This is a genomic window from Taklimakanibacter albus (genome assembly GCF_016595235.1).
Lineage (GTDB): Bacteria > Pseudomonadota > Alphaproteobacteria > Rhizobiales > Aestuariivirgaceae > Taklimakanibacter > Taklimakanibacter albus.
Window position 1 is genome coordinate 706,676 of sequence record NZ_JAENHL010000008.1, and the last position, 18,804, is coordinate 725,479.

At 64.4% G+C, this 18,804-nt stretch carries 16 protein-coding genes; 7 read left to right on the forward strand and 9 right to left on the reverse strand.

Annotated features, from left to right (window positions below; all coding sequences use genetic code 11):
• The first annotated feature begins 73 nt into the window (after window positions 1-73).
• Window positions 74-1,357 (forward strand): cystathionine gamma-synthase family protein, encoded by a 1,284-nt coding sequence (locus JHL16_RS26235; RefSeq protein WP_200187848.1) that lies wholly within the window; start codon window positions 74-76, stop codon window positions 1,355-1,357.
• Window positions 1,354-1,821 (forward strand): SRPBCC domain-containing protein, encoded by a 468-nt coding sequence (locus JHL16_RS26240; protein ID WP_200187849.1) that lies wholly within the window; start codon window positions 1,354-1,356, stop codon window positions 1,819-1,821. Before JHL16_RS26235 ends, JHL16_RS26240 begins: the two co-directional genes overlap by 4 nt.
• Here JHL16_RS26240 and JHL16_RS26245 read toward each other — a convergent pair.
• Entirely contained in the window at window positions 1,803-2,426 is a 624-nt protein-coding gene (locus JHL16_RS26245) for a TetR/AcrR family transcriptional regulator (RefSeq protein ID WP_200187850.1), read from the reverse strand. The genes JHL16_RS26240 and JHL16_RS26245 overlap by 19 nt on opposite strands.
• A gap of 136 nt (window positions 2,427-2,562) precedes the next feature.
• On the opposite strand from JHL16_RS26245, the gene hlyD reads away from it, so the two are divergent.
• The 4 genes from hlyD to JHL16_RS26265 all read left to right on the forward strand — a co-directional run bounded on the left by hlyD (window position 2,563) and on the right by JHL16_RS26265 (window position 7,602).
• Complete coding sequence (gene hlyD / locus JHL16_RS26250) at window positions 2,563-3,567, forward strand: secretion protein HlyD (RefSeq protein WP_200187851.1); 1,005 nt, start codon at window positions 2,563-2,565, stop codon at window positions 3,565-3,567.
• 6 nt (window positions 3,568-3,573) lie between these two features.
• On the forward strand, window positions 3,574-5,289 hold the full coding sequence (locus JHL16_RS26255) for an ATP-binding cassette domain-containing protein (protein WP_200187852.1): 1,716 nt from the start codon (window positions 3,574-3,576) through the stop codon (window positions 5,287-5,289).
• Between the two features lie 86 nt (window positions 5,290-5,375).
• Window positions 5,376-6,494 carry an ABC transporter permease gene (locus JHL16_RS26260; protein ID WP_200187853.1) on the forward strand — a complete coding sequence of 373 codons (1,119 nt, stop codon included), beginning with the start codon at window positions 5,376-5,378 and terminating at the stop codon, window positions 6,492-6,494.
• A 1-nt stretch (window position 6,495) separates the two neighbouring features.
• A complete protein-coding gene (locus JHL16_RS26265) occupies window positions 6,496-7,602 on the forward strand; it encodes an ABC transporter permease (protein ID WP_200187854.1) in 1,107 nt (368 codons plus the stop codon).
• Between the two features lie 137 nt (window positions 7,603-7,739).
• Here the strand turns inward: JHL16_RS26265 and JHL16_RS26270 are convergent, their stop codons facing one another.
• The 3 genes from JHL16_RS26270 to JHL16_RS26280 are packed head-to-tail and all read right to left on the reverse strand — an operon-like array spanning window position 7,740 to window position 11,484.
• On the reverse strand, window positions 7,740-8,444 hold the full coding sequence (locus JHL16_RS26270) for a glutathione binding-like protein (protein WP_200187855.1): 705 nt from the start codon (window positions 8,442-8,444) through the stop codon (window positions 7,740-7,742).
• Window positions 8,445-8,457: 13 nt separating this feature from the next.
• Window positions 8,458-9,987, reverse strand: a complete 1,530-nt coding sequence (gene glpD, locus JHL16_RS26275) for a glycerol-3-phosphate dehydrogenase (protein WP_200187856.1) — start codon at window positions 9,985-9,987, stop codon at window positions 8,458-8,460.
• Complete coding sequence (locus tag JHL16_RS26280; RefSeq protein WP_200187857.1) at window positions 9,988-11,484, reverse strand: FGGY-family carbohydrate kinase; 1,497 nt, start codon at window positions 11,482-11,484, stop codon at window positions 9,988-9,990. It abuts the gene before it with no gap.
• Window positions 11,485-11,641: 157 nt separating this feature from the next.
• Between JHL16_RS26280 and JHL16_RS26285 the strand changes: the two genes are divergently transcribed.
• Window positions 11,642-12,640 (forward strand): LLM class flavin-dependent oxidoreductase, encoded by a 999-nt coding sequence (locus tag JHL16_RS26285; RefSeq protein ID WP_200187858.1) that lies wholly within the window; start codon window positions 11,642-11,644, stop codon window positions 12,638-12,640.
• 40 nt (window positions 12,641-12,680) lie between these two features.
• On the opposite strand, the gene JHL16_RS26290 is transcribed toward JHL16_RS26285, so the two are convergent.
• The 5 genes from JHL16_RS26290 to JHL16_RS26310 form a co-directional block, all read right to left on the reverse strand.
• Entirely contained in the window at window positions 12,681-13,988 is a 1,308-nt protein-coding gene (locus JHL16_RS26290; RefSeq protein ID WP_200187859.1) for an aspartate aminotransferase family protein, read from the reverse strand.
• Window positions 13,985-14,872, reverse strand: coding sequence for a branched-chain amino acid ABC transporter permease (locus JHL16_RS26295; protein WP_137857893.1), 888 nt, complete (start codon window positions 14,870-14,872; stop codon window positions 13,985-13,987). The genes JHL16_RS26290 and JHL16_RS26295 overlap by 4 nt, the downstream gene beginning before the upstream one ends.
• A 158-nt stretch (window positions 14,873-15,030) precedes the next feature.
• Complete coding sequence (locus JHL16_RS26300) at window positions 15,031-15,732, reverse strand: ABC transporter ATP-binding protein (RefSeq protein WP_200187860.1); 702 nt, start codon at window positions 15,730-15,732, stop codon at window positions 15,031-15,033.
• A 9-nt stretch (window positions 15,733-15,741) separates the two neighbouring features.
• Window positions 15,742-16,893, reverse strand: coding sequence for an ABC transporter substrate-binding protein (locus tag JHL16_RS26305; protein ID WP_200187861.1), 1,152 nt, complete (start codon window positions 16,891-16,893; stop codon window positions 15,742-15,744).
• Window positions 16,868-18,676: a branched-chain amino acid ABC transporter ATP-binding protein/permease gene (locus JHL16_RS26310; RefSeq protein ID WP_200187862.1), complete on the reverse strand. Its 1,809-nt coding sequence runs from the start codon at window positions 18,674-18,676 to the stop codon at window positions 16,868-16,870. Before JHL16_RS26310 ends, JHL16_RS26305 begins: the two co-directional genes overlap by 26 nt.
• Window positions 18,677-18,804: the final 128 nt, after the last annotated feature.

Consider the following 18,804-nt stretch of genomic DNA (forward strand, 5'->3'; position numbering starts at 1 on the left):
CAAGCTCGTGATTGGGTCCGTCACGAAGCTGCTCTAGACTGCTCCTCCGGCACACCGCCCATAGAGGACCATCATGACCGCTCCCAGACCATACAAGACCCATGTCGGCAATCATCGCCTGCATCCCGAAACCTTGATGCTGAGCTACGGTTTCGATCCGCAGCTTTCGGAGGGCGCGGTCAAGCCGCCGGTCTTCCTCACCTCCACCTTCGTCTTCAAGACCGCCGAGGAAGGCCGCGACTTCTTCGATTTCGTGTCCGGCCGAAAGGAGCCGCCCAAGGGCACCGGCGCCGGCCTCGTCTATTCGCGCTTCAACCATCCCAATAGCGAGATCGTCGAGGACCGGCTCGCCGTCTTCGAAGGGGCGGAAGCCTGCACCCTGTTCTCCTCCGGCATGTCGGCCATCGCCACGACGCTCCTCGCCTTCACGCGCCCTGGCGATACGATCCTGCATTCGCAGCCGCTTTATGGCGGCACCGAGACGCTGCTTGCCCGCACCTTCCAGACGCTCGGCATCGCCTCCGTCGGTTTCTCCGATGGGGTGAACGAGGCGGCGGTGCGCAAGGCGGCCGAAGCGGCGCTCGCCAAGGGCCGCGTTTCGGTCATCCTCATCGAGACGCCGTCCAATCCGCTCAACACGATGGTCGATATCGCGCTGATGCGGACCATCGCCGATGAGATCGGCAAGACGCAGGACCTCAAGCCGGTCATCGTCTGCGACAACACACTGCTCGGCCCGGTCTTCCAGCACCCGCTCGAGCACGGCGCCGACATCTCGCTCTATTCCCTCACCAAATATGTCGGCGGCCATTCCGATCTTATCGCCGGTGCGGCCTTGGGCTCGCGCGCGACCATCAAGCCGGTCAAGGCGCTGCGCGGCGCCATCGGCACGCAGCTCGATCCGCATTCCTGCTGGATGCTCGGCCGTTCGCTCGAGACGCTGGCGCTGCGCATGGAAAGGGCCGACGACAATGCGCGGGCCGTGGCGCAGTTCCTGCAGGAGCACCCGAAGGTCGGCAAGCTGCATTACCTGCCTTTCCTCGACGCGGCAGACCCGGCGGCACATCTCTACAAGCAGCAATGCACCGGCGCCGGATCGACCTTTTCCTTCGACATCAAAGGCGGCCAGGCCGCGGCTTTCGCCTTTCTCAACAACCTGCAGATCTTCAAGCTGGCGGTGAGCCTCGGCGGCACCGAGTCGCTCGCCAGCCATCCCGCCGCCATGACGCATTCCGGCGTGCCGAAGGACGTGCGCGACCGCATCGGCATTCTCGATTCCACCATCCGCCTGTCGATCGGCGTCGAACATCCCGACGATCTCATCGCCGATATCGCCCAGGCGCTGGCCGTCGCATGACGGGATCGAGCCGGACGTCGCGCTTCATCAAGGCGAGCCCCGACAAGGTCTATGCGGCCTTCATGGATCCTATCGCCCTTCTCGCCTGGATGCCGCCCGGCGAAATGACCGGCCGGATGCATGATTTCGATGGCCGCGAAGGCGGCGGCTATCGGATGTCGCTGTTCTATCCGGCGAGCGAGCCGACGATGCGCGGCAAGACCGCGGAAAACGAGGACATGGTCGACGTGCGCTTCGTCGCGCTGGAACCGGCGCGGCGGATCGTCGAGATCGTTACCTTCCAAAGCCCCGATCCCGCCTTCGCCGGCGAGATGCGGATCGAGATCCGCTTCGACGCCATCCGCGGTGGAACCGAGGTGACCTTTATCTGCACGGATATTCCGTCCGGCATCCGACCGGAAGACAATGATACGGGCACACAACAATCGCTGGCACAGCTCGCCCGTTATCTCGAAGGATCCTGACCGCCGGCTTTCGGCAAGGGCTCGGTCAAATAACGCTGGATGGTGGCGCCGATCACCTTGATGATCGTCTCATGCGGCATCGCCACCAGCGGCGGCAGCTTGAGCACATACCGCGTATAAGCGAGGCCGACCGTCTGCGTCGCGATCAGCGACGCGACTTCGCGTGCATCCGCTTCACTTCCCCGCAAACGCCCCACCAAAGCGACGATCTGGTCGCGGAAGACGCCGCGCAGCCGCTCGGCCGCCTCCTCATTGCTCGCCGATGAGCGCAGCAGGAGCTGGAGGGAATCGGCATCGGGCTCCTCCCAGCGTTTGAGGAAATGCGTGATGATCGCCTCGCCGAGCTTGTCGCGCGGATGGCGGCTCAGATCGGGAATGCGCAGTTCCACCGTCATCGCCGCATCGAACAGGCCACGCTTGCTCTCGAAGTACCGCATCACCATCGAGGGATCGATGCCGGCATCGCCCGCCACCTTGCGGATGGTGGTGCGCTCGAAACCCTCCTTGCGAAAGCGCTCGCGGGCCGCCTCGACAATGCGCGCGCGCGTCGCATCGGATTTGCGGAGCTTCGATGTTTCCTTCTTTTCTTCTGATAATTCAGCCATTTACGTTAATTTCATGAAGCATGGCGCGGCGCCTGGACGACAGGCTCATGTTGACAAGGGAACCACAATCAAGATATGCCAACAGTTGTTGGCTTTTATCCAAATGTCAAGACCGGCCTCGACGCCGAGTAAAACGATGAAAAGACTGGCAATCATAGTGGCCGTGCTCCTCCTGGGCGGCCTCCTCGCCTGGTGGCTCGATGTGCCGGCCCGCCTCGGCTTCGGCACGCCGGCCAACGGCCCGATCACCCTTTATGGCAATGTCGACATCCGCCAGGTCGAGCTCGGCTTCCGCGTCAGCGGGCGGATCAGCGCCATGGATTTCGATGAAGGCGACAGCATCAAGCCGGGCGATCAACTCGCCCGTCTCGATGCCAAGCCGTATGAAGACGCGCTTGCCGCCAGCCAGGCGCAGGCCGCCTCGCTCAAGGCGCAGCTCGACAAGCTGGTGGCAGGTCCCCGTGTCGCCGAGATCAGCCAGGCGCGCGCCCAGCTCGACGAGCAGACCGCCAATTACGAAAACGCCAAGCTCGCTTATGAGCGCGCCGCGCAATTGCGCCCCGGCGGCGCCATCGCGCAATCGACCCTCGACAGCGCCAAGGCGGGACGCGACGCGGCGCTCGCCCGCGTCGTCTCGGCGCAGCAGGCCCTCGATCTCCTGCTCGAAGGCACGCGCAGCGAAGACATCGCTGCCGCCCGCGCCAATCTCCAGCAAGCGGAAGCCAATGTCGCCGCGGCGCAGACCTCGCTCGCCGACACGGAGCTCAAGGCGCCCGCTTCCGGCACCATCCTGTCGCGCCTACGCGAGCCTGGCGCCATCATCGCGCCCAGTGACATCGTCTATGTGCTCTCCCTCGACCGGCCGGTCTGGGTGCGTGCCTATGTGCCGGAGCCCGTGCTCGGCAAGATCCATCCCGGCCTCGAGGTCACGGTCACCACCGATTCCGCGCCCGACCGCCCCTATCGCGGCAAGATCGGCTTCATCTCGCCGGTCGCCGAATTCACCCCGAAGTCGGTCGAGACACCGCAACTGCGCACCGACCTCGTCTATCGCCTCAGGGTCGTTATCGATGAACCCGATCAGGGCCTGCGCCAAGGCATGCCGGTGACCGTGCATATCCCCGGGCCAGGCGGGCCATGAATTGCCATGAGCGAGGACTTCGTCCGGATCGAAGGGGTCAGCAAGGCATTCGGCTCGGGCGCTCCCGCTCTCGATCAGATATCGGCCGCGATCAAGGGCGGTGAGATCACCGGTCTCGTCGGGCCCGATGGCGCCGGCAAGACGACGCTGATCCGGCTGATGACCGGATTGCTGCTGCCCGATGCCGGCACGCTCACCGTGCTCGGCTTCGATACGAGGCGTGAGGCGGCGCGCATCCAGGCGGCGATCGGTTATATGCCGCAGCGTTTCGGCCTCTATGAGGATCTGAGCGTCCAGGAAAATCTCGATCTCTATGCCGATCTGCGCGGTCTTCCCCAGGTCGAGCGCGCCCAGGTCTTCGACGAGCTCCTGAGCTTCACCGATCTCAAGCGTTTCACCCAGCGGCTCGCCGGCAAATTGTCGGGCGGCATGAAGCAGAAGCTCGGCCTCGCCTGCGCGCTCCTCAAGAAGCCGCGGCTCCTGCTTCTCGATGAGCCGGGCGTCGGCGTCGATCCGATCTCGCGGCGCGAATTGTGGAAGATGGTGAAGGACCTCACCAGTGAAGGCATCGGTGTCGTCTGGTCGACCGCCTATCTCGACGAGGCGGAAGCCTGCACAAGCGTGCTGCTGCTCAATCAGGGCAAGCTCCTCTTCACCGGCCCGCCGGCCGAGCTCACCCGACGCGTCGATGGCCGCGTCTTCAAGGTGACCGGCATCGAAGGCCGAAGGCGTCCTTTGCTCGCCAGCCTGCTCGACCGGCCGGGTGTGCTCGACGGCGTCATTCAAGGCGAGGCCATCCGCATCGTCACCGAGCCCGGCGCCCGCCAGGATGTCTTGCGTGAAGGCGAAGGCACGAAGGTCAATCCGGCGCCGCCGCGTTTCGAGGACGCCTTTGTCGACCTGCTCGGCGGCGGCCCCGGCGGCCGGTCGAAGCTGGCGGAAGCGACGCAAACGCAGGCCGACGCCGACACACATGTCATCGAGGCGCGCGGCCTCACCAAACGCTTCGGCGACTTCACCGCGGCGCAGGACATCACCTTCGACATCAAGCGCGGCGAGATCTTCGGCCTGCTCGGGCCCAATGGCGCCGGCAAGTCGACGACCTTCAAGATGCTGTGCGGGCTCCTCAAGCCGACCGCCGGCGAAGGCCGTGTCGCCGGGTTCGATCTCCGGCGCGACACCGCCGAGGCGCGCAACCGCCTGGGCTACATGGCACAGAAATTCTCGCTCTATGGCGATCTGAGCGTCGCGCAGAATCTCGATTTCTTCGCCGGCGTCTATGGGCTCAAAGGCCAGCACAGGCGGGACAAGATCAAGCTCGTCACCGACATCTTCGACTTCGCGCGTTATGCCAATCAATCGGCCAAGGACCTGCCGCTCGGCCACAAGCAACGCCTGGCGCTCGCCTGCGCCGTCATGCATGAGCCGGAGGCGTTGTTTCTCGATGAGCCGACCTCCGGCGTCGACCCGATCACGCGGCGGGAATTCTGGACCCATATCAACGGCCTCGTCGAGAAGGGCGTCACCATTCTCGTCACCACGCATTTCATGGACGAGGCCGAATATTGCGACCGCATCTCGCTCATCTTCCGCGGCAAATCGATCGCGCTCGGCTCTCCCGACGAATTGAAGGCCCGCGTCGCCTCAGCGGATAATCCCGACCCCACGATGGAAGACGCCTTCATCGCGCTGGTCGAAGGGTCGGAGAAGGAGGCGGCATGAAAAGTGACGGCTCTCACAGAGTTTTCTCCTTCTCCCGCCTGCGGGAGAAGGGAAAATGCAGGAAGAAGATCACGGATGGAGGCCGCATGAGTGCCTCCCTCCGTCGCCTCTCGGCCCTCGTGCGCAAGGAGACCTATCAGATCCTGCGCGATCCGAGCAGCATCCTCATCGCCTTCGTGCTGCCGCTGATCCTGCTGTTCCTGTTCGGCTATGGCGTGTCGCTCGACGCCACGCGCACGCGCTTGGGCGTCGCGGTCGAAGAGATGACTCCCCTCACCCAGGATCTCGCGGCGAGCTTCCAGGCGTCGCGCTATTTTGAAGTGAAGATGGGCCGTGACCGGCGTGACTTCGAAGAGGCGCTCGTTGTCGGCGAGGTGCGCGGTATCGTCGTCATCCCGCAGACTTTCACCAGCGACTTCACCACGCATAGCCATCCGCAGATCCAGGTCATCGTCGACGGCACCGATCCCAATACCGCGAGCTTCGTGCAGAACTATGTGCAAGGCGTGGTCGCCACCTGGATGAGACAACGCGCCAGCGAGACGCAGGCCGAGCCGCCCGGCATCAATGTCGAGCAGCGCTTCTGGTTCAACCCCGAGCTCACCAGCCGCAATTTCCTGGTGCCGGGCTCGATCGCCATCGTCATGACGCTGATCGGCACGCTCCTCACCGCACTCGTCGTCGCGCGCGAATGGGAGCGCGGCACGATGGAGGCGATGATGGCGACGCCGGTCACCGCCGCCGAACTCCTCGCCGGCAAGATCCTGCCCTATTTCATCCTGGCCATCACGTCGATGACGCTCTGCGTGCTGGTCGCTGTCTTCCTGTTCGGCGTACCGTTCCGCGGCTCGCTTCTGGCGCTCTACGCCATCTCGGCGGCCTTCCTCCTGCCGGCGCTCGGCCAGGGCCTCCTCATCTCGGCGGCGACGCGTAACCAGTTCCTCGCCTCGCAGCTCGCTCTGCTCTCGGCCTTCCTGCCGGCCTTCCTGCTGTCGGGCTTCCTGTTCGAGATCGGCTCGATGCCGACGATCATCCAATGGATCAGCGCCATCGTACCGGCGCGTTACCTGATCCCCAGCCTGCAGACGGTGTTCCTCGCCGGCGACATCTGGCCGCTCCTCCTGCGCAATATCGCCATCATGCTGCTGGCCGGCGTCGTGTTCCTCGGCCTCGCTGCCCGCAGCACGCGCAAGAGGCTCGCCTGACATGTGGGGCCGCATCCATGCTTTGATCATCAAGGAGCTGCTGGCGATCCTGCGCGATCCGCGCGGGCGTCTCGTCATCATCGTGCCACCGATCCTGCAGCTTTTCGTCTTCTCCTATGCGGCGACGCTGGAAGTGACGAATGTCGATATTGCGGTCCTCAACCGCGACAGCGGCAAATGGGGCCAGGAGCTCATCCAGCGCATCGAAGGCGCCCCGAGCTTCCGCCGGATCCAGCGCACCGATGAACAAAAGAAGGTCCACGAGCTCATCGACCGCCAGGAGGTGATCGCGGCCGTCCAGATCGGGCCCGATTTCTCCCGCGCTCTCGAAGCCGGCCGGGCCGGCGAGGTGCAGGTCATCCTCGACGGCCGGCGTTCCAATGCCTCGCAGATCGTCGCCGGTTATCTGAATCAGATCATCGCACGGCTTGCCGCCGATCTGGCGACACCGCGCCAGCTTTCGGCCGCCGTCACCATCGTGCCGCGCAACTGGTTCAATCCCAATCTCACTTATATCTGGTTCACGGTACCGAGCCTCGTCGCCATCATCGCGCTCCTGATCGGGCTCATCGTAACGGCGCTGTCGGTGGCGCGCGAGCGCGAGCTCGGCACGTTCGACCAGTTGATGGTCTCACCGCTCAGGACTCACGAAATTCTCATCGGCAAGCTGACACCGCCGATGCTGATCGGCCTGTTCCACATCACGATCTATGTGCTGACGGCGGTGTTCTTCTTCGAGATCCCGTTGCGCGGCTCGCTCGTATTACTCTATGGCAGCGCCCTCTTCTATCTGGCCTCGGTGGTCGGCATCGGCCTATTCATCTCGTCGCTGTCGATGACCCAGCAGCAGGCGATCCTCGGCGCCTTCGTCTTCATGGTGCCGGCGGTGCTGCTGTCCGGCTTCGCCACCCCGATCGAAAACATGCCGGACTGGCTGCAGCCCGTCACCTATGTCAATCCGCTGCGTTATTTCCTGGTGGTGGTGAAAGGCGTGTTTCTGAAAGACATCCCGCTGAGCGAGGTCCTTCACAACACCATTCCACTGGCACTCATCGCCCTCTTCACGCTGAGCGCCGCGGCGTGGCTGTTCCGGAGCCGGCTGGAGTAATGAAGGGCTCCGACCTTATCCCCTCACCCTGAGGTGCCCGCCGAAGGCGGGCCTCGAAGGGTCTGTTGCTGCAGTCTCGCTCTATCCTGATGGATGCTTCGAGGCTCGCTGCGCTCGCACCTCAGCATGAGGGGTGGTTACCGCACCACGGCCGCCGTCTGTCCGAAGAGGATCTTCTTCTCTTCTTCCGTCATCGGCTTGCCGGCCGTCGGGTTGACCGTCTTCACCAGGTCATAGGCGGCGATCGTCGCTGGCCGGGCACGAATGGCCTCGAACCAGCGCTTCAGATGCGGAAAGTCGTTGAGGTCCTGGCCCTGCCGCTCATGCGACACCGTCCAGGGATAGGACGCCATGTCGGCGATCGAATAGTCGTCGCCGGCGACGAAGGGGCGATCGGCGAGACGCTTATTGAGCACGCCATAGAGACGGTTCGTCTCCTTGGTGTAGCGCTCGATTGCGTAAGTGATCTTTTCATTGGAGTAGTTGCGGAAGTGATGGTTCTGGCCGGCCATGGGACCCAGGCCGCCCATCTGCCAGAACAGCCATTGCAGCACCTCGGCGCGCCCGGCGAGGTCGGTCGGGATGAACTTGCCCGTCTTCTCGGCAAGATAAAGCAGGATGGCGCCCGACTCGAAGAGCGAGATCGGCTTGCCGCCTTTGGCCGGCTTGGTGTCGACGATCGCCGGGATGCGGTTGTTCGGTGAGATGCCTAAGAAATCCGGCTTGAACTGCTCACCCTTGCCGATGTCGATCGGGATGACACGGTAAGGAAGCCCCGCCTCCTCCAGGAACATCGTGATCTTATGGCCGTTGGGCGTCGTCCAATAATAGAGATCGATCATGGCAAGCTCGCTTTTAGAGGGATTGCGGAAGGGTGGGCCTTTCCTTCAGGTAGGTGGCAAGCCGGCCGATCTCAACCGGAGAAAGACGCAAGCCCAGCTTGCTGCGCCGCCAGATGATGTCCTCGACGGTCCGCGCCCATTCGGTATCCAAAAGGTAATCGACCTCTCTCTGGTGGAGATCGGCGCCGATCAGCGGGCCCAGATCCGCGAGCTTGTCCGCGCCCTTCAGCATCTCCTCGGCGCGGGTACCGAATTGCTGAACATAGCGATCCGCCTGCGTTTCCGGCAACCAGGCGAAGCGCTGCTTGAAGCTCTTGCGATAGGGCTCGAGGCCGGCCGGGCCGACATCGCCACCCGGCAATATGTCGGTGCGCGAGGGACTGTCGGCGGGCCACGGCATCACGGCGCAGAGCTTCTGCATTGCATGTTCCGCAAGGCGGCGATGCGTGGTGAGCTTGCCTCCGAAGACGGTGAGGACCGGCGCTTGGCCTGGCTCATGGTCGATCTCGAAGGAGTAATCGCGCGTCAAAGTCGAGAGATCACCGTCACGCCCGCCGCCCGTCTCGAACAGTGGCCGGACGCCCGAATAGCTCCACACGATATCGGCACGCGTCACCGGTTTCTTGAGGAACGCATTCACCTCGGCCAGCATGTAGTCGATCTCCTTGTCCGAGATCGCCACCTTCTCGGGTGCATCCTCCCAAGGCTCATCCGTCGTGCCGATCGAGGTGAAATCGCGCTCATAGGGAAAGGCTTCCATCAGCCTTCCATCCTGCGTCTGCAGAAAATAACCGTGCTCGCCTTCCCATTGCCGCGGCACGACGATGTGGCTGCCGCGCACCAGGCGCAATTTGCGCCCGACCGGGATCTGCATCTTGCCCGCCACATCGACGACCCAGGGACCGGCGGCGTTGACCAGAGCGCGGGCTTCGACCGTGAATTGCCTTCCGTCGCTCACTCTTTCGAGCGTGATGCGCCACACAACGCCGGCACGCACGGCGGTCACGAAACGATGACGTGGCCAGATCTCGGCGCCGGCGCGCTTGGCGCCCAAAAGATTGGCAATGACGAGACGCGCATCGTCGCCGCGGCAATCGGAATAAGCGAAAGCGTGACGATAATCGGATTTGAGCGCCACACCCGCCGGATGCCTGCGGAGATCGATCGCTTCCGACCGCTTCAGCACTTTGCGCTTGGCCAGATAATCATAGAAAAGAAGACCGAGACGGATCATCCAGCGCGGCCGCTGGCTCGCGACATAAGGCAGAACGAGCCGGAGCGGCCAGACGAGATGTGGCGTGCGCCGCATCAGGATTTCGCGCTCGAGCAAGGCATCGCGCACCAGCTTGAAGTCGTAGGTCTCGAGATAGCGCAGGCCGCCATGAATGAGCTTCGAGGAACGCGACGATGTGCCTTCGGCGAAGTCCTGCATCTCAGAGAGGCCGACGGCGAGGCCGCGCCCCGCCGCATCGCAGGCGATCGCCGCGCCATTGACGCCGCCGCCAATGACAAACAGGTCGTAGATCTTATGCTGTTCAGTCACTCATTGCCCCTTCCGGCCATAACCGGCGATGAGCAGATCGACGGCTTTGGTCCAGTCTTCATATGCACGTTGATAGGATACCGACGGCGAAATCGTTTCGCCGGGCCGCGGAATTTTCCGCAAGTCATCGAGCGAGGCCCAGCAGCCCGATCCCAGGCCCGCCATGAGCGCGCAGCCGAAGGGCGTCATCGCATCGGACGCAGAGACGAACAGCGGCGTGCCCAGCACGCTCGCCTGCAATTGCGTGAAATAGGCCGAGCGCGTCATGCTGCCATCGGCCTTCACCATCGGCAGCGTTTCGCCGCCGCTCAGACGATCGAGCACGGCGCGGATCTGATAGCAGACGGCCTCGAGGCCGGCATGGGCGATCTGGCCATTGCCCGTCGCTTCGCTCAAGCCCAGGATCGCGGCGCGCACATCCGGCTGCCACCAGGGCGACGCGAGCCCCTGGAAAGCCGGCACCAGAAGAACCTCGCCACTCGTGCCGGCCTTCTCGGCCAAGGCAGCCACCGCGGCGCCACGGCCCTCGATCGAGAGACGCTCGCTCAGCCAGTCGAGGATCTTGCCGGCATACATCACGAAGCCTTCATAGGCGTAGCAGGTCCGCTCGGTCTGCCAGGCGATGGTGCGGATGATGCCGTCGCCGCCAAGCTTCGGCGGCGCCGTTCCGGCATTCATCCAGAGGAAAGCGCCGGTGCCATAGGTCACTTTCAACTCGCGCGCCGCAAAGCAGCCATGGCCGAACAGAGCCGCCTGCTGGTCGCCCATCACGCCGCGGATCGGGATGGCGGCACCGAGCAATTCCACGCTGGCCGTTCCGAAATCACCATCGGAGCGGCGCACATCCGGAAAACCACCGAGGTCGAGATCGAACAGCGCGCAGAGATCCTTGTCCCAGGCCAGCCGCTCGATATCGAACAGCATGGTGCGCGACGCATTGCCGGGCTCGGTCGCATAGGTTTTGCCCCGGCTCAACGCCGAGATGAGCCAGCTGTCGACGGTTCCCCAGCGCAGCCGCCCGTCGCTGAGGCCCTGCCAGATTTCGGGCCGATGGCGCTTCAGCCAATTGAGCTTGCCGGCGGTGAAAGTCGGATCGAGATCGAGGCCGGTGCGGGTGCGGATCAGACGCAAAGTGTCATCGCTTCTCAGCCGCTCAAGTTCCTCGGCGCCGCGCCGGCACTGCCAGACGATGGCGGGCAAAACCGGATCACCTGTCCGCGCATCCCATACCACCAAGGTCTCGGTCTGGTTGGCGATGCCGAGGGCCAGAACTTGCGATGGTTTGAGCGCCAGCCGGTCGAGCAATTCGCGGATGCAGGCGAGCACATTGGCAACCATGGCGCTTGCGTCCTGCTCGACGAAGCCGGGCTCCGGCGCGGAGGTTGCGATCGGGCGCACCGCATCGGCCAGGATCACGCCTTTGGTGTCGAGCGCCACCACCTTGGTATTGGTCGTGCCCTGATCGATGCCAAGGATGATCTCGTGCGGGCGCGACATGGGTGTTTCGAAGCGGTCCTAACGGCAGGCGGGGCCGGCACATTGCCATGGCAGGCGCAAAAGCAAAACCGGAAATACGAGCCATGCAGCAGCGGCATTGCAGATCGCAGCGGCAGCCCCCATCTTCACAGTCCCGCCCGCGCCCCTAGGTTTCCCCATGATCGCCTATTCCATGCTCGACCTCGCGCCCATCGCCGAAGGGGCCAAAGCCGCCGACGCGTTGCGTAACTCGCTCGATCTGGCGCGCCACGCCGAGAACCTGGGCTACAAACGCTTCTGGCTCGCCGAGCATCACAATATGACCGGCATCGCAAGTGCTGCGACAGCGGTGGTGATCGGTTATGTGGCGGGCGGCACCAAGACCATCCGCGTCGGCTCGGCCGGCGTCATGCTGCCCAATCACGCGCCTTTGGTGATCGCCGAGCAGTTCGGCACGCTCGAATCCCTTTACCCGGGCCGTATCGATCTGGGCCTCGGCCGCGCCCCCGGCACCGACATGCTGACAACCCGGGCGCTGCGGCGTGATCCCACCACCGCCGCCGATCAGTTCCCGCAGGACGTCGTCGAGTTGCAGATCTATTTCGACGACCCGGATCCCGGCCAGAAGATCCGCGCCGTGCCGGGCGCCGGTCTGAAAGTACCGCTGTGGATCTTAGGGTCGAGCCTGTTCGGCGCGCAGCTCGCGGCCCATCTGGGACTTCCCTTCGCCTTCGCCTCGCATTTCGCGCCCGACGCGCTGATGCAGGCGATCACCATCTATCGCGAGCGCTTCCAGCCCTCACGGCAGCTTGACAAGCCCTATGTGGCGGCGGCCGCCAATATCATCGCGGCGGACAGCGATGCTGAAGCCCGGCGCATCTTCACCTCATTGCAGCAGGCCTTCATCCGCTTGCGGCGCGGCCAGCCCGGGCAATTGCCGCCGCCCATCGACGACATCGACAGCTTCGCCAATCCGCTGGAGAAGTCGAATGTCGATCACTCGCTCGTCTATTCCTTCGTCGGCGCCCGCGACAAGGTGAAAAGCGGCATCGAAGGTTTTCTCGAGCAGACCCAGATCGACGAGCTCATCGTCACCGGTCATATCTTCGATCACCAGGCGCGCTTGCGCTCGCTCGAAATCGCCGCCGACATCCTCAAGGGTCTCGTCAAATCCTGAGTATTTTCAGGAATTTGAGTCGGGTTTTTAATAAAATGATTCACCAGCCGGTGAAGGGCGCGATCGTCTGATCGCTGACAACGCCCGCTTCAACATCGGCAAGGCTCCGGTCGAGAATCTGCAGCGCCTCATCGACATCCGGCTTGGTCAGGACGAGCGGCGGCGTGAGCTCCAGCACATTCGACTCGAGCCCGACATAATAGAGAACGAGCCCCAGCTCGAAGGCGCGGTAAACGGTCTTGGCCGCATAACGCCGGGTGCGGTCGGGATCGAGCTCGATGCCGATAGCGAGGCCACGGCCGCGCACTTCGCGGATCGTCCTGTGGTGCTGGTGCAGGCGCTCGAGACCGTCGAGGAAATAGCTGCCGACGGTGGCGGCATTATCGGCCAGCCGGTCGCGCTTGATCGTGTCGAGGACCGCGAGGCCGGCCGCCGCCGAGACCGGATTGCCATGCAAAGTCTGCATCGCGAAGGATGACGCGAAATCGAGAATGCGGGCCGGCGCCACCGCCGCGGCGAGCGGCAGGCCACCACCCAGTCCCTTGCCGAAGCAGACGATGTCGGGAACAAAATCGTCATGTGCATAGGCATGCAGTTTGCCGGTGCGGGCGAGGCCGACCTTCACCTCATCGCTGACGATCAGGATGCCGTAGCGCCGGCACAGTGCCGTGAGCTCTTTCAGGAAGCCCGGCGGCGGCACGATCATGCCGCCATCGGACTGGATCGGCTCGATGAAAAGCGCCGCCACCTGCTCGCCCGGACAGGTCGTCTTGAGCAGATGCTCGACGAGCTCGAGCACACGGCCGCCGGTCGCGTCGCCCATGAAGGGCCGTGACTCGGCCGGATAGGGAATGAGGGTCAGGCCGGCATGGCGCGCCGCATGGGTCTGCACGCTGTGGCCCGAAATCGCCATCGAGGCCGCCGTGCCGCCATGATAGGCACCGGCGAAAGCGAGAATGCGCGAGCGCCCGGTCGCCGCGGTCACCGCCCGGAACATCGCCTCATTGGCGTCCGATCCCGAATGGCCGAGCCACACTTTGGCGCCTTCGATTTCCGGCACCGTGGCGAGCAGGCTTTCCGCCAGCTCCACCGCCGGCAGATTGGCCGAGGAGAGCACGCTGGCGCCCGCCGGATTGGCGACCGCGCGGGCCACCGCTTCGACCAGCGCCGGATGACCGTAGCCCAGACCCGCAGCGCCCCAGGCGGCGGAGAGATCGAGCAGCGAGCGTCCCGACTGGTCGATGACCCGCGTCCCTGCCCCGCCCGTCAGAGCGGAAGGGAAGAAACGCAGCTTCTGCAAATTGCCGATCGCCGCCTCATCTCTGGCGTAGAGATCATTGGCGGTCATGAACGTTTGCCGGTCTGGGCGGGGATCAGGCCTTCGGGCCGGAGCACGAGAATGAGGATGACGATGCCGAGCACGAAGGCATCGCGATAGGGCAGGATCGCGGCCGGCAGGAATGCCTGGCAGGCGACTTCAAGGAAACCCAGCACGAAGCCGCCGGCGACCGCACCGGCGAGCCCGCCGAGGCCGCCGATGATCGCCGCGACAAACGCTTTCAGCACCGGTACGAAGCCCATCAGCGGATCGACCGAGCCCCTCTGCGCCACCCAGAGGAAAGCGGCGACGCCCGCCAGCACACCCGAGACGGCGAAGGCGACCGCCACCACGCGATTGGCCGGAATGCCCATCAGCCGGACGACGGCGAAGTCCTGGGCGGCAGCGCGCATCGCGGTGCCGACCACCGTATGTTTGAGGAACAGCAGCAGGCCGCCGAGCGATACCGCGGTGGCAACGATCGACAGCAGCGGGATGACGCCGATATGGGCGAAGCCGAGGTCGATGCTGCCGGCCAATGCCGAGGGCATCGGCACCGGCATGCCGCGCGCGCTGATGCCGTTCTGGAACAAGACACGCAGGATCACGCTCACCGCGAAGCTCGTCAGCAGGAGGCCGGTGACATCGGCGCGGCGCATCGGCCGGAAGGCGACCCGCTCGATGAGCAGCGCCATGGCGACGGCGGCGAAGATGGCGACGACGATGGCGATGGGGAGCCCCAGCGACACGCCGATGGCGAAGAAGAGCCCGTAGCCCGCCACCGTCATCAGCTCGCCATGGGCGAAATTGATCAGCCCGACGATCGAGAACACCACGGCGAGCCCCAGCGCCAGCAGCGCGTAGATGCCGCCGAGGCTGATGGCGTTGACGAGCTGCTGAATGAAGAATTCCATCTGCGCCTTTTCCTAGCAACCGTCATCCCGGCGAAAGCCGGGACCCATAAAAGCCTCTCCACGCGAGCAGCCCTGCCCGCGTTGCATGAATTCGATGGGCCCCGACTTTCGTCGGGGTGACGGAGAAAGATGGGAAAGACTTTTCACCCGTCTCCTCCTCACGCGGCCAGATACGCGGCGCGCACTTCGTCCGACTGCGCCAGCTCGCGGCCTTTGCCTTGCAGCGTGATGCGGCCGTTGACCAGCACATAGCCGCGATCGGCGATGTCCAGCGCCCGCACCGCATTCTGCTCGACGAGCAAAATGGTAATGCCCTTCTGGCGCAGGCCGGCGATGAGGCGGAAGACCTCATCGACGATCTTGGGCGCCAGGCCCAGCGACGGCTCATCGAGCAGCAGCAGCCGCGGCTGCGACATCAAGGAGCGCGCAATGGCGAGCATCTGCTGCTCGCCGCCCGACAGAAGTCCGGCGCGCTGGCGGTAGCGCTCGCGCAATATGGGGAACAGCGTCAGCATCTCTTCGCGCGTGGCGTCGAGGCTTCCGCCCTTATGATGCATGGCGCCGCCGAGCAGCAGATTCTCGGCGACGGTGAGTGCGGGAAAGACGCGGCGCCCCTCCGGCGTCAAGGCGATGCTGCGCCGCGATATGTCTTCGGGGCGCAGGCCGATGAGGTTCTGGTTCTCGAAGCGGATCATGCCGGTCGCCGGTGCGAGCCCGGCGATGCCGGCCAGCGTCGAGGTCTTGCCGGCGCCATTGGCGCCGAGCAAGGTCACGATCTCGCCTTGCGCCACGGTGAAATCGAGGCCTTTCACGGCCTCGATCTGACCATAACGGACTTTGAGCCCTTCGACGCTCAGCATGGTTTCGTCTCAGGGCGCCGGCACGTCGGCCGGGTTCGGCGTCGCGGTCTTCACCAGCGAGCGCGATCCGCCCTTCAGCTCGACGAGGGCGATATCGCGCGACGGCATGCGGTCGGTGCCGGCATAGGTGATCTTGCCGGTAACGCCTTCGACATCCTTCAGATTGGCGACCGCATCGCGCAAGGCTTGCGGATCGAGCGAGCCCGCCGCTTTCACCGCCGCATCGATGATGAGGCCGATCTCATAACCATTGGCGATATAGACCGTGTCGAACGGCTTGCCGGTCTTCTCGGTGAACTTCTTGGCGAAGGCTTCGAGCGGCGTACCGGCCGACGGCAGGCCGGCCGAGGAGTGGATGACGCCGTCGACCACATCGCCGAGGCCCGCGACGGTCGGCGTGTCGATGCCGTCAGAGCCCAGCACCGGCGAGGTGACGCCGGCAGCGCGCAGCTGCTTGATGAAAGCCGGGAAGTCCGGCTCATAGGCGGATGTCATGACGACGTCGGGCTGCGGGCTGAGGCTCTTGATCTTGGTGACCTCGGCGGCGAAGTCCTGCTGGCCCATCGAATAAGTGCCTTCGCCGGCGATCGTGCCGCCCTTCTTGGTGAAGACCTGCTGGAAATATTCCGGCAGCTTCAGCGTATAGGCCGAGTCCGGCGATTTGAGGATGTAAGCGGTCTTGTAGCCCTTCTCATGGGCGTAATCGGCGAGCACCGTCGCCTGCGCATTGTCGGCCGGATAGGTGCCGAACATGAAGTCGCCGACGGCGCTGGTGATGGTGGGCGTCGTGCCGCAGAAGGTGAAGGTCACGACCTTGGCCGGCTGGCTGATCTGGCCGGCGGCGATCGAGGGATCGGCGTCACAGGGCGTGATCAGGATGTTGATGCCCGAAGCGACGAGCTCCTGCGCCGCCTGCACCGTCGCCGCCGTGTCGGAGCGCGTGTCCTTCACGTCGAGCACGGCCTTGTATTTGCCACCGAAGCCGCCCGCCGCATTGATCTCGTCGACCGCCAGCTGAAGGCCGGCGAGCGAGGGCTGGTCGCCGAAGGCCAGGGTGCCGGTCTGCGCCGAAGCGAGGCCGATCTTGAGGTCTTCCGCTTGCGCGGCGAAAGTCAGCGCGCCGAGCGCCGTCAGGCTAAGCAATGCCAATCGCAGTTTCATTTTTTACTCCTCCCGTTGATGGTGTGGGTGCGATGATTTCCGTCTCGGGCGCCGCCCCGATATAAGCTTCGATGACCTTGGGATCGCGGCGGATGGCGGCGGGCGCGCCTTCGGCGATCTTCTGGCCCTTGTTGATGACCACGATGTGGTCGCAGAGCCGCATGATGAGATGCATATCGTGCTCGATGACCAGCAGGCCCAGATCGAAATCATGGCGGATGCGGTCGAGCATCGATTTGAGCGCTTCGGTCTCGACCGGGTTCATGCCGGCGGCCGGCTCGTCGAGCAGCAGATAACGCGGCTTCAGTGCCAGAGCCCGGGCGATCTCGAGGCGACGGCGCTCGCCATAGGCCAAGGTGCCGGCGAGGCGCTGCGCTTCCTTGCCGAGATCGAGCCGGACCAGCAGCGTCTCGGCGGCATTGCGCGCCGCGCTTAGATTGCTTTCGATGGTGAGAGCGGCGACGGTCACATTCTCGAGCACCGTCATGCGGTCGAACAGCTTGATCGCCTGGAAGGTGCGGCCGAGGCCGGCCTTGGCGATGAGATGCGGCGCACGGCCGACCATGTTCTCGCCGTCGATCATCACCGTGCCGCGATCCGGCTTGAGCTGACCGCAGATCAGATTGACCAGCGTCGTCTTGCCGGCGCCATTGGGGCCGATGAGGCCGGTCACCTTGCCGCGCGCGATGGTGAAGGAAAGATCGTCACAGGCCTGCAGGCCGCCGAAACGCTTGGAGAGAGTCGTCACCGTCAGGCTCTTGTCGCTCGAGGCGGGCTTCGCCGGCGTTTCGGCAGGTGCCAACGCGACCAGCGCCTTGAGCTTAGGCCCCAGCTCCTGCAGGCCGACGATGCCGAGCGGCCGCCGCCAGATGGTGAGCAGCAGGGCCATGCCGAGGCCCAATTGCGTCAGGCCGAAGATCACCGGAATATGGACGAAGCCCAGATCGATGCCGCCTTCCGCCAGCCGCAGGATCTGGATCACCGCGGTGATGAGCGCGGTGCCGACAATGGCGCCGGTGACGGTGAGCATGCCGCCGACGATCAGCATGGCGATGAGGAGGAAGGTGAGATCGAAATAAAAGTCCTTGGGCGAGAAGGCGCCGAGGAAATGCCCGTAAAGGGCGCCCGCCAGGGCGCCGAGCACCGCGCTCAAGATCCAGCCGGCATAACGCACCTGGAACAGCGATACGCCGCAGGCCTGGGCCGCCACGTCGTTCTCCCGCGTCGCGCGCAGGCGCAGCCCCGGCCCCGTATCGCGGAAGAGGCGCGCAATGAGGATGAAAGCCATGGCGAAGATCAACGCCGTCAGCAAAGTGGTGAGGCGCGGCACGCCGTAGAAGGTCTGGCTGCCACGGGTGATCTCGCGGGCGCCATTCAGAATCACATGGACGATGATGAGGAGCGCCAGGGTGGCGATCGAGGCGGAAGAGCCGCCGAGCCGCGCTACCGGCACGCCGGTGATCAACCCCGCGATCAGGCCCGCCGCGGCGACCGCCAGCACGGCGATGACGATGCCCGTTTCATGGCCCGCCAGGAAGGCCGGCAGTTGCGGCAAGGCCGATACCTGCAGCGCTTTCGGCATGGTAAGGATGCCCGAAACATAGGCCCCGATACCCATGAAAGCGGCATGGCCGAAGGAGGTGATCCCCGATCCGCCGGTGAAAACCGAGATCGACAGGACGGCGCAGAGATAGATGAGGAAAAGCGTGGCGATGCGCTCGCCATTGGCGCCGAAGGCAAAACCGGTGACCAGCGCCGCGACGGCGACGATAGCGGCGAGCATCAGCCCGCTGATCAAAGATTCCCGCGATACGCCGAGACCACCCAACACGTCCTGCCCTGTCCTGTTTTTCTTTCAGGCTAGCAAACCGGGGGACGGCGTCAATTAAATTTTACAGATTGCCTATTTTC